Annotated in this window: 13 protein-coding genes; 1 reads left to right on the top strand and 12 read right to left on the bottom strand. The window is 59.5% G+C overall.

The window, feature by feature from the left end; all coding sequences use genetic code 11:
* Window positions 1-19: 19 nt before the first annotated feature.
* Complete coding sequence (locus tag ACODS3_RS11215) at window positions 20-682, bottom strand: HAD-IIIA family hydrolase (protein ID WP_489034281.1); 663 nt, start codon at window positions 680-682, stop codon at window positions 20-22.
* Window positions 672-1,628: a 23S rRNA pseudouridine(955/2504/2580) synthase RluC gene (gene rluC, locus ACODS3_RS11210; protein ID WP_200999746.1), complete on the bottom strand. Its 957-nt coding sequence runs from the start codon at window positions 1,626-1,628 to the stop codon at window positions 672-674. The genes ACODS3_RS11215 and rluC overlap by 11 nt, the downstream gene beginning before the upstream one ends.
* 724 nt (window positions 1,629-2,352) lie before the next feature.
* Here rluC and rne point away from each other — a divergent pair.
* The gene (rne, locus tag ACODS3_RS11205) at window positions 2,353-5,445 is read left to right on the top strand and encodes a ribonuclease E (protein WP_489034279.1); all 3,093 of its coding nucleotides are present in this window, start codon (window positions 2,353-2,355) and stop codon (window positions 5,443-5,445) included.
* Between the two features lie 96 nt (window positions 5,446-5,541).
* Here rne and murB read toward each other — a convergent pair whose 3' ends face one another.
* From murB to ACODS3_RS11155, 10 genes are all read right to left on the bottom strand, one after another.
* Complete coding sequence (murB, locus tag ACODS3_RS11200; RefSeq protein ID WP_489034277.1) at window positions 5,542-6,561, bottom strand: UDP-N-acetylmuramate dehydrogenase; 1,020 nt, start codon at window positions 6,559-6,561, stop codon at window positions 5,542-5,544.
* 34 nt (window positions 6,562-6,595) lie between these two features.
* A complete protein-coding gene (gene kdsB, locus ACODS3_RS11195) occupies window positions 6,596-7,360 on the bottom strand; it encodes a 3-deoxy-manno-octulosonate cytidylyltransferase (protein ID WP_489034275.1) in 765 nt (254 codons plus the stop codon).
* Window positions 7,357-7,542 (bottom strand): Trm112 family protein, encoded by a 186-nt coding sequence (locus ACODS3_RS11190; RefSeq protein WP_095067411.1) that lies wholly within the window; start codon window positions 7,540-7,542, stop codon window positions 7,357-7,359. The genes kdsB and ACODS3_RS11190 overlap by 4 nt, the downstream gene beginning before the upstream one ends.
* A 17-nt stretch (window positions 7,543-7,559) precedes the next feature.
* The gene (lpxK, locus tag ACODS3_RS11185; RefSeq protein ID WP_201019257.1) at window positions 7,560-8,555 is read right to left on the bottom strand and encodes a tetraacyldisaccharide 4'-kinase; all 996 of its coding nucleotides are present in this window, start codon (window positions 8,553-8,555) and stop codon (window positions 7,560-7,562) included.
* Complete coding sequence (locus tag ACODS3_RS11180; protein ID WP_025261022.1) at window positions 8,555-8,986, bottom strand: ExbD/TolR family protein; 432 nt, start codon at window positions 8,984-8,986, stop codon at window positions 8,555-8,557. The genes lpxK and ACODS3_RS11180 overlap by 1 nt, the downstream gene beginning before the upstream one ends.
* Window positions 8,983-9,657: a MotA/TolQ/ExbB proton channel family protein gene (locus tag ACODS3_RS11175; RefSeq protein ID WP_201019258.1), complete on the bottom strand. Its 675-nt coding sequence runs from the start codon at window positions 9,655-9,657 to the stop codon at window positions 8,983-8,985. Before ACODS3_RS11175 ends, ACODS3_RS11180 begins: the two co-directional genes overlap by 4 nt.
* A gap of 81 nt (window positions 9,658-9,738) precedes the next feature.
* Window positions 9,739-11,955 carry a DNA internalization-related competence protein ComEC/Rec2 gene (locus ACODS3_RS11170; RefSeq protein WP_489034272.1) on the bottom strand — a complete coding sequence of 739 codons (2,217 nt, stop codon included), beginning with the start codon at window positions 11,953-11,955 and terminating at the stop codon, window positions 9,739-9,741.
* Between the two features lie 178 nt (window positions 11,956-12,133).
* Window positions 12,134-12,922, bottom strand: coding sequence for an ABC transporter permease (locus ACODS3_RS11165; RefSeq protein WP_117167378.1), 789 nt, complete (start codon window positions 12,920-12,922; stop codon window positions 12,134-12,136).
* Window positions 12,919-13,851, bottom strand: coding sequence for an ABC transporter ATP-binding protein (locus tag ACODS3_RS11160; protein WP_304574508.1), 933 nt, complete (start codon window positions 13,849-13,851; stop codon window positions 12,919-12,921). The genes ACODS3_RS11165 and ACODS3_RS11160 overlap by 4 nt, the downstream gene beginning before the upstream one ends.
* Window positions 13,852-14,004: 153 nt before the next feature.
* Window positions 14,005-14,628: a glutathione S-transferase family protein gene (locus tag ACODS3_RS11155; protein ID WP_201019262.1), complete on the bottom strand. Its 624-nt coding sequence runs from the start codon at window positions 14,626-14,628 to the stop codon at window positions 14,005-14,007.
* Window positions 14,629-14,644 lie beyond the last annotated feature (16 nt).

Here is a 14,644-nt window from a genome sequence, read left to right as displayed (position 1 = left end):
CTCACTCCAACCGCGAAGACTAAACGCCACGCTCACCCAACCAGGTGCGCAATTCAGGAAAACTCTCAATGGACAGACGCGGCTGATACTCACGCAACGAATCCAGGGATTGCGCACCGTAGCCGACCGCAACCGAATCCATGCCAGCGTTACGCGCCATCAGCAGATCGAAGGATGAATCACCCACCATCAGCGAACGCTCGGGCGCAACACCACAATGGGCCATGATTTCATGCAACATCAACGGGTCCGGCTTGCTGGCGGTTTCGTCGGCAGCCCGGGTGATATCGAAATAGCCCTGCCAGTCATTGGACTTCAGAACACGGTCAAGACCACGGCGCGCCTTGCCCGTGGCGACAGCGATGCGATAACCCTCATCGCGAAACGCCTGAATGGCTTCGCGCACACCTGCAAACAGAGGCGATGGCACCTTGTCCATTTCCATATAGCTGTCGGCATAGCGCTGACGGAATTCAAGCAGGTCACTGGGCGTAATGTGCGGGTACAGCGTGCGAATCGCCTCTGGCAACCCGAGGCCGATAATGCCCTTGATCGCCAGATCGTCGCGGGCTTCCATCCCGCCTTTCAATGCCGCCGTACGCATGGCCTCGACGATACGACCGACCGAGTCGGCCAACGTACCGTCCCAATCGAAAATCAACAGATCATAGTCACGACGCACTCAAACGCTCCACAGTCTTGGCCCACATCTCATCGACCGGGGCCTGCAACTTCAACTCGCCCCCGTCAGGCAATGGCACGGTCAGCATATAGGCATGCAGGAACAGGCGCTTGCCACCCAACTCTCGAATCTCGCGACTGAAATCCTCATCGCCGTACTTGGTATCGCCGGCAATCGAGTGCCCGGCATGCAATGTGTGGACACGAATCTGGTGGGTACGACCCGTTACAGGCTTGGCCTCGACCATGGTCGCGAAATCACCGAAGCGACGCAGGACCTTGAAAATCGTCAGGGCCTCCTTGCCTTCGTCATTGACCTCGACCATACGCTCGCCGGAGCGCAGGTTGCTCTTGAGCAGCGGCGCATTGACCTGCTTCTGAGCCGTCGCCCAGTGCCCGCGAACCAGCGCCATATAGCGCTTGTCCACACCGTCGCCGCGCAAGGCAGCATGCAGGTGGCGCAACATGCTGCGCTTCTTGGCGATCATCAACAGACCAGAGGTATCCCGGTCCAGCCGGTGTACAAGCTCCAGCTCCTTGGCATCAGGTCGCAACTGGCGAAAGGCTTCGATGACACCGAAACTCAGACCGCTGCCGCCATGCACGGCGATTCCTGCCGGCTTGTTGAGCACGATCAAGGCCTTGTCCTCGTAGACAATGGCCGCCTCAAGGCGCTGCAACAAACCCTGTGCGACCGGCACAGGCTCATCGCGCTCAGGCACACGCACAGGCGGAACGCGCACGATGTCGCCCGCCTGCAACTTGTACTCGGGCTTGATCCGCCCCTTGTTCACACGCACTTCGCCTTTGCGCAAGATGCGGTAAATCAAGGTCTTGGGCACACCCTTGAGATAAGTGATCAGAAAGTTATCGATGCGTTGACCGGCAAGTTCCGGGGCAACCTCTACCAGCTGAACGCCGGGGGTTGGGGGGGCAATATTCGTCATGCGACAAATCATAACAATTTTTTATGGATTTGAAGCACTTAATGATTGCTGCTATAGTCGCGAACGCCGCCAAAAGCGGCCGGACAGCGGACAAACGGTTGACAACCGGCCCTGACCAGCGCAATTCACGAGGACGGGAGGCCGTCCTACGAGGTGTTCGGTGACAACGGAGCACGCTGGAAACGTAACGAGCGCAGGTGACATGAGGCCTGAAACACGCCGGATCGCAGAGTAACCACTCGCCTTCAGCGCGCACAATTCACGGCCAGTTCACAAAGTGCAGTCGCTTCCAGACGCTACGAGCGAATGTTTCGGGAACAACGCCTCAAGCAATGATGCGCGAACTTCCCATGGAAGCTCGCGGTAAATGCCAACCCGCTGCGGATTCTGCGCGCGGCAGCACCCGAATTATCAGGGATACGTGTAGGGTGGAGATGCACAACCATCGGACTGTGTAGCACAAGGCTTGTTCTAGACGCTTCATCTCGTCCGCTACCGATGGTCGATTCCTCCTCCTGACAAAGCTTTTGCTGTAAAGGGTGCCTTTTGTCACCACAGCAAACAGGAAACGTCGTCGCGACGCCTCGATCCTTCTGATCGAGAACATCGCTAGACAATGGAGTGTCCATACACTCTTGACGTGCCCTGACACCGACCGTGAGAAGTCGTGTGTGCCGAACGCCGTTTCCGGCAGCCCGGAAACCGACGGTACTACATGAAAAGAATGCTGATTAACGCAACTCAACCCGAAGAGTTGCGTGTTGCTCTGGTAGACGGCCAGCGCCTCTACGATCTGGACATCGAGTCCGGTGCTCGCGAGCAGAAGAAGGCCAACATCTACAAAGGCCGGATCACCCGCATCGAGCCAAGCCTGGAGGCTGCCTTTGTCGATTTCGGCTCTGAGCGCCATGGCTTCCTGCCCCTCAAGGAAATCTCCCGCGAATACTTCAAGAAGTCTCCTGAAGGCCGCGTGAACATCAAGGACGTCCTGAGCGAAGGCCAGGAAGTCATCGTTCAGGTCGAGAAAGAAGAACGTGGCAACAAGGGCGCAGCCCTGACCACCTTCATCAGCCTGGCTGGCCGCTATCTGGTCCTGATGCCCAACAACCCGCGCGCCGGTGGCATTTCGCGCCGCATCGAAGGCGAAGAGCGCAACGAACTGCGCGAAGCCCTGAACGGCCTGATCGCTCCTGCCGACATGGGCCTGATCGTTCGCACCGCCGGCCTTGGCCGCAGCAGCGAAGAAATGCAGTGGGACCTCGATTACCTGCTGCAACTCTGGACCGCCATCAAGGAAGCATCCCTGGATCGTGCCGCGCCATTCCTGATCTACCAGGAAAGCAACGTCATCATCCGCGCCATCCGCGATTACCTGCGCCAGGACATCGGTGAAGTCCTGATCGACAGCATCGAAGCCCAGGAAGAAGCCCTGACCTTCATCCGTCAGGTGATGCCGCAGTACGCCAGCAAGATCAAGCTGTACGAAGACAGCGTTCCGCTGTTCAACCGCTTCCAGATCGAAAGCCAGATCGAAACCGCCTTCCAGCGCGTCGTCGAACTGCCTTCCGGCGGCTCCATCGTCATCGATCCGACCGAAGCCCTGGTATCCATCGACATCAACTCGGCGCGCGCCACCAAAGGCAGCGACATCGAAGAAACCGCACTGCAGACCAACCTTGAAGCCGCCGAAGAAATCGCCCGTCAGTTGCGCCTGCGCGACATCGGCGGCCTGATCGTCATCGACTTCATCGACATGACCCCTGCCAAGAACCAGCGCGCCGTGGAAGAGAAAGTCCGCGAAAGCCTGGAAGCCGACCGCGCCCGCGTTCAGGTCGGTCGTATCTCGCGCTTCGGCCTGCTGGAAATGTCCCGCCAACGCCTGCGCCCTTCCCTGGGTGAAAGCAGCGGCATCGTCTGCCCGCGTTGCAACGGCACCGGCATCATCCGTGACGTCGAGTCCCTGTCGCTGGCCATCCTGCGCCTGATCGAAGAAGAAGCCCTGAAAGACCGTACTGCCGAAGTACGCGCTCAGGTGCCGATCCCGGTCGCCGCGTTCCTGCTGAACGAAAAACGCAACTCGATCACCAAGATCGAACTGCGCACCCGCGCCCGCATCATCATCCTGCCGAACGATCATCTGGAAACGCCGCACTTCGAAGTTCAGCGTTTGCGCGATGACAGCCCGGAAGCCCACAACAATCAGTCCAGCTACGAAATCGCTGCTGCCGCTGCCGAAGTGGAAGAAGTTGCGCCGCAAGCCGCAGCCACCCGCACCCTGGTTCGCCAGGAAGCCGCAGTCAAGACTGCACCGCCGCGTACCAACGCACCGGTTCCAGCCCAGGCCGCTGCTCCGGTTGCAGCTCCTGCTGCTCACGAGCCAAGCCTGTTCAAGGGTCTGGTGAAATCCCTGGTGAGCCTGTTCGCCACCAAGGAAGAGCCGGTTGCACCGGTGGTCGTGGAAAAACCAGCCAGCGAACGCCCTGCCCGCAACGAAGAGCGCCGCAACGGTCGTCAACAGAGCCGTGGCCGCAACAACCGTCGCGACGAAGAGCGCAAGCCGCGTGAAGAACGTGCGCCACGTGAAGAGCGTGCCGAACGCGCTCCACGCGAAGAACGTGCCCCTCGTGAAGAACGTGCTCCACGCGAACCTCGCGAAGTCCGTGACGATGCTGCGCCACGCGAAGAGCGTCCGGCTCGCGCACCACGTGAGCGCAAGCCACGCGAAGAGCGTCCTGTGCGCGAACTGCGCGAACCTCTGGATGCAGCGCCAGCCGCAGCCCGTGAAGAACGCCCTGAGCGCGCTCCACGCGAAGAACGCCAGCCACGCCCTCCTCGTGAAGAGCGTCAGCCACGTGCAGAGCAGGCCGCCGCCGCGACCAGCGAAGAAGAACTGCTGAACAATGAAGAGCTGACCAGCGAAGACAACCAGGAAGGCAGCGAAGGCGAACGCCCTCGTCGTCGCTCCCGTGGCCAGCGTCGTCGCAGCAACCGTCGCGAGCGTCAGCGTGACGCCAACGGCAATGTGATCGAAGGCTCCGAAGAGAACGAAGGCAGTGAAGACCAGGAAGCAGGTCAGGCTGTTACCGCAGCTGTCGCTGAAGCCGTAATCAGTGCCCCGGCCGAGGCGCAAGCCAACCGCCAGGCAGAAATTGCCAACGCATCGGCCGAAATACCTGCCGAAGCAGCGGCGCCTGTCGTCGAAGCTCCCGTTGCCGAAGCCCAGCCAGTCGAAGCACCGGCTGTAGAAGCCCCGGTTGTAGAGACACCAGCCATCGAAGCGCCAGTTGCCGAAACCGCTCCAGAAGCGCAAGCCGCACCTGAAGTCGAAGTGCAGCCAGCAGCAGTCGAAGCGCCAGTACGTGCAGCTCAGGCAGAACTGTTTGAAGCACCACAGGCTGAAAACGCGCCAAAGGCTGAAAACATCGTACCGTTCAAGCCAACGCCAGAGCCAACTCCGGAAGTTGCGGTCGAAGCTCCGGTTCAGGCTGACGTGCCGGCTACCGAATCCGCCGAGCTGCCAGTGCCTGCACCAGTCGCCGAGCCTGTACTCGTTCAGGAGGAGCCCGCTCCTTATGCAGCGCCACAAGCCGTCGAGCCTGAGCCGGCACCGCAAGCAGAGCCAGTTGTAGTGGCCGAAGCACCTGCGCCGGTCAGCACCAATGGTCGCGCCCCGAACGATCCACGCGAAGTTCGTCGCCGCAAGCGCGAAGAAGAAGAGCGTCGTCGCCAGGAAGCCGAGCAGGCTGCTGCCGCTGAAACTGAAGTAGTTGCTGCACCGCAAGCCCAGGAAGAGACCGAGCCTAAACCACTCGCCTGATCCCCGGCCCATGAAAAAGCCCTACCTGTGTGAGCAGGTAGGGCTTTTTTGTGTCTGGCGTTTCAGTTCGGCATCAGCAAGCGTGAAGGCACAGCCTCAATACAGATTGGGCTCCATCTCCAGCTCCACACCAAAACGCTCGGTAATGTCAGCCTGGATTCGACGGGCAAGGCTCAACAGTTGCAGGCCCGTGGCCTGACCATGATTGACCAGCACCAAAGACTGAAGCGCATGCACGCCTGCATCCCCCTCACGAAAGCCCTTCCAGCCAGCCTGCTCGATCAACCATCCGGCTGCCAGTTTCACGCGACCATCGGCCTGGGGATAACCCACTACGCCCGGATAGTTGCGCTTGATGGTTTCGCTCTGTTCGGCCGTCACCAATGGATTCTTGAAGAAGCTCCCGGCATTACCCAGCACGGCCGGGTCTGGCAGTTTCTCGCTGCGGATCGCACAGATGACACGACTGACATCAAAGGGGCTCGGCTCCTTGATCCCCATCTCGTCAAGACGCTGGCGAACCGGGCCATATTCCAGATGAAGAGAAGGCGTACGACGCAAGGTAAAACGCACACGCAGGATCAACCAGCGACCAGGTTGCTGCTTGAATACGCTGTCGCGGTAAGCGAACCGGCAATCTTCCAGGGAAAACTCACGCAACTCGCCGGTCTGGCGATCGAGCGCCGTCAGGCTGTGGAAAACATCCTTGATCTCGACGCCATAAGCACCGATGTTCTGCATCGGGGCAGCACCCACCGTTCCGGGGATCAGGCTCAGGTTTTCCAGCCCGGCAAAACCCAGCTCCAGGCAGGACTGCACGAACGGATGCCAGGGCTCGCCCGCCTCGGCTTCGACAATACCCTGAGCGCAATCCTCCTTGATGACACGAATCCCGCGACTGGCCATGCGCAGCACCAGTGCCCGGACGTCATCGGTCAGTAACAGATTGCTGCCACCACCGATCACCAGCAAGGGCACAGCATGTTCGGCGCTATACGCCAGAGCCTGACGCACTTCCTGATCATCACGAGCCTCAGCGAACAGTTGCGCCTGCACATCCACGCCAAAGGTATTGAAGGGTTTGAGTGAAACCCCGGACTGCACCTGCAAGGTCATGCGCTTACCTTCAGTTGAACAAGACAAACCGACATCAAATCTCCAGCAAGCGCCTTACACGCTCAAGGTCTTCAGGCGTATCGACACCGGCAGGCGGTGCCTCCAGAGCATCCGCCACATGAATGCGCACGCCGTTCCAGAGCGCTCGCAATTGCTCCAGGCTTTCGGTGTTCTCCAGCCAGCAAGGTCCCCAACTGACGAAGTCATGCAGGAAACCGGCACGGTAGGCATAGATGCCGATATGACGACGATAAGGCACGCCCTCAGGCAACACGTCCCGACTTGCGGCCAGAGCATCCAGCGCCCACGGCAATGGCGCCCGGCTGAAAGTCAAAGCCAGGCCGTTTACGTCCGCCACCACCTTGACCACATTCGGATTGAACAGCGCAGTGACATCATCGATGGGCTCGGCCAGGGTCGAAATACCGGCTTCAGGATGCGCAGCGAGATTGGCTGCCACCTGATCGATCACCACAGGCGGGATCATCGGCTCGTCACCCTGGACATTGACCACAATGGCATCAGCCGCCAGCCCCAACTGTTCGGCCACTTCAGCCAGACGGTCAGTGCCCGAGTTGTGATCGTCACGTGTCATCAGTACCTGAGCACCGAATGCCTGACAGGCTTCGACAATCCGCGCATCGTCGGTGGCAACCACGACACGTTCGGCACCGCTTTTACAGGCCTGCTCCCAGACATGCTGGATCATCGGCTTGCCCGCGATGGTTTTCAGCGGCTTGCCGGGAAAGCGGCTGGAACCGAATCGTGCCGGAATGACAACCGTGAAAGCCGCTGTCATTTATCCAGACGCTCTTCGGCAGTCAGGGTGCGCGCTTCGGTTTCCAGCATGACGGGGATGCCGTCGCGAATCGGGTAGGCAAGGCCTGCGCCTTTGCTGATCAGTTCGGTCTTGTCGGCACTGAGCTTCAGCGGCCCCTTGCTGATCGGGCAAGCGAGGATATCGAGTAGTTTGGTGTCCATGGGGACTCCTGAGGCAATCATGGAAAAAGACGTGTCAGCTGCTCATCGAACCAGTTGACGAAGGCAGCGCCAGGCACCGCATCCACTGCCAGATACCACCAGTCATCGGCCGCAAAGGAACGGCATTTCACAGCATCCTTCTCGGTCATGATCACTGGCAACGATGGTGTGAAGGTGAGCGTTTGAGCGCTGTAGACCGCATGGTCGGCAAAAGCGTGAGGCACAGGCCGCCAGTGTAATCCTTCGAGGGTATTGAAGAAACGTTGCGGATTGCCGATACCCGCCACGGCATGCAGCGCCTGGCCAGCCGGGAAATGATCCACCGGCTGACGCTCGCCACTGCGCAGATTGATCAGTGCCGCGGGCTTGAGCACAAAGGCATAGCCGTCGTCACGATCTTCAAGGGCACCGTTATAGAGCAAGGCATCGACACTGTTCAGCCGCTCAACCGGCTCGCGCAACGGGCCGGCCGGCAGACAGCGGCGGTTGCCCAGCCCACGTGCGGCATCGATCAGCACCAGTTCGAGATCACGGGCCAGCCGATAGTGCTGCAAACCGTCGTCGCTGAGGATCAGATCAAGCGGTTCGGCAGCCAGCAAGGCGCGCACGGCACGGCTGCGATCCGGGTCGATCATCAACGGCACACCACAACGCTGCACGATCAGCAGCGGCTCGTCGCCCGCCTCGTCAGCGCTCTGATCTGGCAGGACTCGCCACGGCAGGCTTGGCGGCTTTGCGCCATAACCACGACTGACAACCCCCACCCGCAGCCCACGGCTGCGACAGTGTTCGATCATCCACAGAATCAGCGGCGTCTTGCCGGTGCCGCCCACCGTAATGTTACCCACCACCACGACTGGTACTGGCGCCCGGTAGATATCACCCTCACCCGCCAGAAAACGCTTACGCTTGCCATTCACGACGCGCCGGTAAAGGCTCTCAAGGGGACGCAGCAGTGCAAGCGCCGGATGGCCGTTGTACCAGGCATCAAGCAAGCGATCGGTAAGTGCCATCAGTTAGCCTGGTTGGCCTCGACAGTGGTCATGCGCAGATGGCTGAAACCCAGCTTGCCTGCAGCGTCCATGGCAGTAATGACCGATTGGTGGGGAGTCTTGCCATCGGCACTGATCGACAGCGGCAGGCTGGTATCGCCCGCCGACTCGCGTTGCAGTGCTTCGATCAGGGTCGCCAGATCGTTTTTCGGCAGCAACTGGTTGTTCAGGGAAAACAGACCGTCGGCATTGATGGCGATATCCAGATGCTTGAGGTTGGCCTCGGTATCCGGGGTGCCGGTCACCGCCTGCGGCAGATCCACGCGCAACTGAGTTTCACGGGTGAATGTCGTGGTGACGATGAAAAACAGCAGCAGGATAAACACCACGTCGATCAACGACACAAGGTTGATGTCGATGTTCTCTCGCGGCTTGCGACGGCGAAATTTCACTTCTTCTTGCCCCCGGTACGGGCCAGGGATTTCAGATCGACCGGCGCATCGACCAGATCCACATCACGGTCACCCTGCACCACTTCCACCAGACGAATCGCCTGTTGCTCCATGCCGACCACCAGTTCATCGACGCGGCCTTGCAGGAAACGATGGAAGAATATCGCGGGGATCGCGACGATCAGGCCCGACGCGGTACAGATCAGCGCCTTGGAAATACCGCCTGCCAGAGCACCGGCATTGGCCGTGGCTCCCGAACTGTTGAACGAGCCGAAGATATCGATCATGCCCAGCACCGTACCCAGCAGACCCAACAGGGGTGCCATGGCAGCGATGGAACCCAGGGCACTGAGATAGCGCTCCAGGTCATGAATGACCCGTGCTGCGGCCTCTTCTATGCACTCTTTCATGATCTCGCGACCATGCTTGGAGTTGGCCAGCCCCGCAGCGAGGATTTCACCCAACGGCGAGTCGGCGCGCAGCAGCTTGAGCTTTTCGTTGTCCAGTTTCTTTTCCTGGATCCACTGCCAGACCTGTCCCAGCAGGTGCGGAGGCGTTATGCGGCTGGCACGCAACGTCCATAGACGCTCAATGATGATGCCGGCAGCGGCGATGGAACTCAAAATGATCGGCAACATCATCCAGCCGCCAGATTTGACCAGTTCCCACACAATGACCACTCCCTGAAAAATTGGCGCCACTCTAACATAGGCTCGGCGACTGTCCGAAGCCCGAGATAAACATCCGCGCATTCAGTCACGCCAGAAGCGCTGTTCGCCCCGCTCTGCCCGGGGTTGGCCGAAAGTCCCCAGTTGCAGGCCGATGGCTCCCAGCACGGCACTGTCATGGCTGCGAACCCCCTGCCATCGATAACGCGCCATGACCAGTGGATGAGGATGCCCGAACGCATTGTTGCGTCCACGGGAGATCAGCACGCCAACCGGTGCCACTGCACGCAGAAACAGTTTTGAGGAAGAGGTCCGACTGCCATGGTGCGGCGCCTGCAACCAATGGGCGCGCAGATCGAAATCGCTGTTCAGCGCAGCCTGCTCGGCCTGTGCATCGATATCCCCGGTCAGCAGCAATCGCTCACCATTGGCCTCGACACTCAGCATGCAGGAGGACTGATTGCCCTCCTCGGCCTGCTCCCAGCGCCAGGTCGCAAAACGTACACCATCCCATTCCCATGTTTCATCGTTGCGGCACCGTTGGGCATTCAATTGAGGATCAAGCCTGGTCAGTTCACCGCCTATTACCCGCTGAACCGGCAGCGCCCGATGGACAGCAAGCGCGCCTCCCGCATGATCGGTGTCGGCATGGCTGAGTATCATCAGGTCCAGGTTGCGCACACCGGCCTTGCGGATGGCAGGCAGCACCACCCGCTGACCGATATCGAACTCACCAAAGCGCGGCCCGGCGTCATACAGCAGCGTGTGATGGCGGGTACGCAAGAGAATCGCCAACCCCTGCCCGACATCCAGTTGCAGCACGTCGACCTGCCCATGAGGCACCGACTTGATCGGCGGGAAAACACACAGCAATAACAGCGGCCAACCCAGCAAACGCATGGGCATACCATTCGGCATCAATAGAAGCAGAGCGCCCAGCAGGCTCATCGCCCACGCCCAGGCGGGCACCTTGCCTGGCAGCCAGGCGGGCCGGATATCGGCAACGGCCCCCAGAAAAACGAACAACCCCTCCAGCGCAGCCCCGGCCAGCCAGAGCAAACCTTCGCCCATCACAGGCACGGGCAGCAAAAGCGTCCCCACCAAGGCAGGAGGCAACACGATCAGGCTGACCCAGGGCACCGCCAGCAGATTGGCGAGCGGACCACTGATACTGACCGGCAGGTTCAGGGCCAGCAGCATCGGCAGAAGACCAATGGCGATCAACCATTGGGCGCGCGTCCAGCTCTGCCACCAGCCCCATGCGCCGAGACGCCCGCCAAAGATCAGGATCAGAATTGCCACCGCCGAAAACGACAACCAGAAGCCCGGTTGCAAACTGACCAGAGGCTCGAAGATCAAGACCAGATTGAGCGACACAAGCAGTGGCCAGAGAAGCCCAAGATGCCTAAAGCGCAAACGCCAGAGCAGAACCATGCCGACCATCACACAAGCCCGACGCACCGGCACATCGAACCCGGCCAGCAAGCCATACCCCAGCGCCGCACCGAATGCCAGACCGCAGGCCGATGGCAACCAGGGCAGGAAGCGCGGCCATAATCCCCAGCGAGCCAGCCCCGCGACCAGCAGATAGACCACGCCCGCCAACAGCCCGATGTGCTGACCGGAAATCACCAGCAGATGCACGGTGCCGGTGTCCTGCAACACTTGCCAGTCGGACGTCGACAGACCGGAGCCATCGCCCAGCACCAGAGCCGCCAGCCCGCCTTCACGCCCATGAGCCTCGACAGCCAGCAAGCGCTGGCGAATCCCGTCACGCCAGGCGGTACGTGCTGGCACCAGCAACTCCCCGTCCACCACCGTTCCGGTCGCACCAATGCGCTGGGACAGCAGCCAGGCCTGGTAATCGAAAGCATCGGGGTTGACCAGCCCGGCCGGCCGCTTGAGTTTGACAGCCAGCTTCCAGCGCTCGCCGCTACGCACCTCGGGGCCGCCATACCAGGCCACACGAATCAACTGCGGCAACTTCGCCCGTCGCGACCGGGCCTCCTCCAGTTCGAAACGCACCACACCTTCGGCAGAACCCGGCAAGCCGACCACCTGGCCTTGCAGCCATAACGTCTGCCCGTCGAGCCGTGGCGACAGACGATCATCCAGCGCCGACTGCGCCGACACACAGGCCCAGGTGAGTCCGAACAGAAAAAGTGCCAGTGGATAAGTGCGAAACGGCAACAGCATCAACGCGACCACCGGCATCAACAGCAATAGCCAGACCGGCGGCAACGCGGGCAAAAAACGCAGGGCCAACAGACCCAGAGCAAGCGCGATCATCCCTGTGCGCATGAACATCCCTCAAAGCGGTGAGGCGTCAAGGATGAGCGCTACAGAGAAAAATGGGCGGGATGGAGTGTTACCGGTTTTGTTCTTTAACTGCGCCACGCCTGCGTAGGAGCGAATTCATTCGCGAAGGCCTTCGCGGATGAATCCGCTCCCACAGAGGGAATACACATACGAGAAAAGGTTACTGCCGCATCCCGCGCCCGCTCACCAGCAGGCGGGCACAGCCGATATACAGCACCACGGTTGCCACGACCATGAAGGCCAGCGCGATGCTGATCCTGATATCGGAAACCCCCAGGATGCCGTAACGGAAGGCATTGACCATGTGCAGGACCGGGTTGGCCAGTGAGACGGTCTGCCAGAACGGCGGCAGCAGGCTGATGGAGTAGAACACCCCGCCCAGATAGGTCAAAGGCGTCAGCACGAAAGTCGGGATAATCGAGATATCGTCGAAGTTACGTGCAAAAACCGCGTTGATGAAGCCCAGCAGCGAGAAAATGGTCGCTGTCAGTACCACCACAACAATCGTCACGCCCAGGTGATGCACTTGCAGGTCGGTAAAGAACATCGACAGCAACGTCACGATCAGCCCGACCATCAGACCGCGCAATACACCGCCAAGGGTGTAACCCACCAGAATCGTATGCGGCGAAACAGGCGAGACCATCAGCTCTTCAATGGAATGCTGGAACTTGGCACCAAAGAAGCTCGATACCACGTTGCCATAAGAGTTGGTGATCACAGACATCATGATCAAACCCGGCACGATGTACTGCATGTACGTGAAACCGCCCATATCGCCGATTTGCCGGCCGATCAGGTTACCGAAGATCACGAAGTACAGAACCATGGTGATCGCTGGCGGCAGCAACGTCTGCGGCCAGATCCGCATGAAGCGCCGGACTTCGCGATAGACGATGGTGTTCAGTGCAACCATGTTGGGACGGAATTCACCGCTCTGGCCGGTCATAGAGCCACCTTCGCCAGATTTTTTTCCACCAGAGACACAAACAGCTCCTCAAGTCGGTTGGATTTGTTACGCAGGCTCAGCACGTCAATATTCTGCAGAGCCAATTGGCTGAACAAGGCGGTGATGCCAACGCTCTTGTCGACCTGGACTTCCAGGGTGTGGCTGTCCAGCAGCTTGCAGGGATAACCGATCAGTTTCGGCGCGCTCTGGTAGGCGTTTTTCAGGTCCAGCACGAACGTCTCGACAGTCAGGGTGTTGAGCAATTGCTTCATGCCCATGTTCTGGACAATCACCCCATGGTCGATGATGCCGATGTTGCGGCACAGTTGCTCAGCCTCTTCCAGATAGTGAGTGGTGAGGATGATGGTGATGCCTTTCTGGTTCAGTTCAGTCAGAAAGCTCCACATCGAACGGCGCAGCTCGATATCCACACCAGCCGTCGGCTCGTCGAGGATCAACAGGCGCGGCTCGTGAATCAGCGCACGGGCAATCATCAGTCGGCGTTTCATGCCACCGGAGAGCGAGCGCGAAGGCACATCACGCTTGTCCCACAACCCCAACTGAGTCAGGTATTTCTCGGCACGTTCCTTGGCAACTTTCATCGGGATGCCGTAATAACCGGCCTGGGTCACGACGATATCGAAAGTCTTTTCAAACTGGTTGAAGTTGAATTCCTGAGGCACCACACCGATGGAGCGCTTGAGAGCGGCAGGCTCGCGGTCCAGATCATGACCGAAAATATTAACGGTGCCGCTGGTCTTGTTGACCAGGGTCGAGATGATCCCGATGGTTGTGGATTTGCCGGCACCGTTGGGGCCGAGCAAGGCGAAGAAATCACCTTCGGCGACGTCCAGATCAATACCACTCAGGGCCTGGAAACCGTTGCCGTAGGTTTTGGTTAGCTGCCGGATGGACAGAGCAGAACTCATATCGAAAAACACACCAATCTGGGGAAAAAAGAAAATGATTGTAGTTTGAAATAGCTACTTACAAGTTAACGCAGCCCGGCCATGTTGCTTGGCTGCGTCACACAAGTACAGATACATCTATTGATAGTAAGTATTAATGGCGGGGCCAGATACTCAGGTCAAAGGCGTCATGACCGCCTTCTGATAAGCCGGGCGCGTCTTCAGGCGCTCATACCAGGCTTTGAGATGGGGCAACTCGGGACGTTCAATCGGCATTTCAAACCAGCCATAGGCAAAACAGCCCAACGGGATATCGCCCATGCCGAACACTTCGCCAGACAGATAAGGCTGGCGGGACAACGCTTCGTCAGCCACTCGCAACAAGCCGTGCAGGGTCTGGATACCCTCGTTGATCTTGACCCAGTCCTGCTTTTCGGCAGGCGTGCGAACGACACCCCAGAACACCAGACTGAAAGGTGCTGCAATGGTCGACGTGGTCCAGTCCATCCATTTATCGGCCTGAGCGCGGGCTTTCGGGTCGGCAGGATACAAAGGGGTATCTGGCGCATGCAGTGCAGCCAGGTAGCGCACGATGACGTTGGACTCCCAGAGCACGAAGTCGCCGTCTTCGATCATGGGGATACGGCCGTTGGGGTTCTTGGCCCGATATTCAGCCCCGTCCACCAACCCGAACGCACCACCGGCATCCCGGGTTTCATAGGGCACACCCACTTCTTCGGCAATCCACAGTGCCTTGCGCACGTTGCTGGAATTCTTGCGGCCCCAGATCTTGAGCATTGCATTCCCTCGGCAA

This window comes from Pseudomonas sp. FG43 (assembly GCF_057809175.1).
The sequence above is the reverse complement of the archived record's forward strand: the minus strand, read 5'-3'. Positions and strand labels throughout refer to the sequence as shown.

What these genes read in the sequence shown, in the direction of transcription:
- rluC (WP_200999746.1), bottom strand. Translation starts at nt 1,628, where the DNA reads ATGACGAATATTGCCCCCCCAACCCCCGGCGTTCAGCTGGTAGAGGTT.
- rne (WP_489034279.1), top strand. Translation starts at nt 2,353, where the DNA reads ATGCTGATTAACGCAACTCAACCCGAAGAGTTGCGTGTTGCTCTGGTA.
- murB (WP_489034277.1), bottom strand. Translation starts at nt 6,561, where the DNA reads ATGACCTTGCAGGTGCAGTCCGGGGTTTCACTCAAACCCTTCAATACC.
- kdsB (WP_489034275.1), bottom strand. Translation starts at nt 7,360, where the DNA reads ATGACAGCGGCTTTCACGGTTGTCATTCCGGCACGATTCGGTTCCAGC.
- ACODS3_RS11190 (WP_095067411.1), bottom strand. Translation starts at nt 7,542, where the DNA reads ATGGACACCAAACTACTCGATATCCTCGCTTGCCCGATCAGCAAGGGG.
- lpxK (WP_201019257.1), bottom strand. Translation starts at nt 8,555, where the DNA reads ATGGCACTTACCGATCGCTTGCTTGATGCCTGGTACAACGGCCATCCG.
- ACODS3_RS11170 (WP_489034272.1), bottom strand. Translation starts at nt 11,955, where the DNA reads ATGCGCACAGGGATGATCGCGCTTGCTCTGGGTCTGTTGGCCCTGCGT.
- ACODS3_RS11165 (WP_117167378.1), bottom strand. Translation starts at nt 12,922, where the DNA reads ATGACCGGCCAGAGCGGTGAATTCCGTCCCAACATGGTTGCACTGAAC.
- ACODS3_RS11160 (WP_304574508.1), bottom strand. Translation starts at nt 13,851, where the DNA reads ATGAGTTCTGCTCTGTCCATCCGGCAGCTAACCAAAACCTACGGCAAC.
- ACODS3_RS11155 (WP_201019262.1), bottom strand. Translation starts at nt 14,628, where the DNA reads ATGCTCAAGATCTGGGGCCGCAAGAATTCCAGCAACGTGCGCAAGGCA.